This is a genomic window from Achromobacter sp. 413638 (assembly GCF_043119405.1).
Taxonomy (GTDB): Bacteria; Pseudomonadota; Gammaproteobacteria; order Burkholderiales; family Burkholderiaceae_B; genus Achromobacter.
In genome coordinates, this window is sequence record NZ_JBICCO010000184.1 from 1 (window position 1) to 454 (window position 454).

1 protein-coding gene is annotated in these 454 nt (G+C 63.0%); it reads left to right on the forward strand.

Annotation, left to right across the window (positions count from 1 at the left end; all coding sequences use genetic code 11):
• The coding region (locus ACEU5R_RS31985) for an IS110 family transposase (protein WP_392413941.1) at positions 1-454 on the forward strand (454 nt) is incomplete at both ends.

Genomic DNA, 454 nt, shown 5'->3' on the forward strand with positions numbered 1-454 from the left:
AGGCCACCAGGCCAAGCTCATTTCCCCGCAGTTCGTGCGCCCCTTCGTACAGGGCAACAAGAATGACTTCGCCGATGCCCAGGCGATCTGCGAGGCGGCCTCGCGCCCGAGCATGCGGTTCGTAAGCGTGCGCAATCAGGCTCAGCAGACCGTCTCTGCCCTGCATCGGGTGCGTGAATCACTGGTCGCTCAGCGCACAGGCGTGATCAACCAGGTGCACGCCTTTTTGCTGGAGTTTGGCATCAGCCTGCCTCGTGGTCATGCGATCCTGCGACGCTTGCCAACGGTTCTGGCCGAACACGCGCTGCCGCCCCAACTAGGCGCGCAGCTGGAGCGGCTGCGGTCGCACTTTCAGTATCTGGATGAGCAGGTAGGCCAGATTGAGCGTGAGCTGTGTCTACAGCTGCGCGAGGATGAACGCAGCCAGCGGCTGCTTCAGATCCCCGGCATCGGA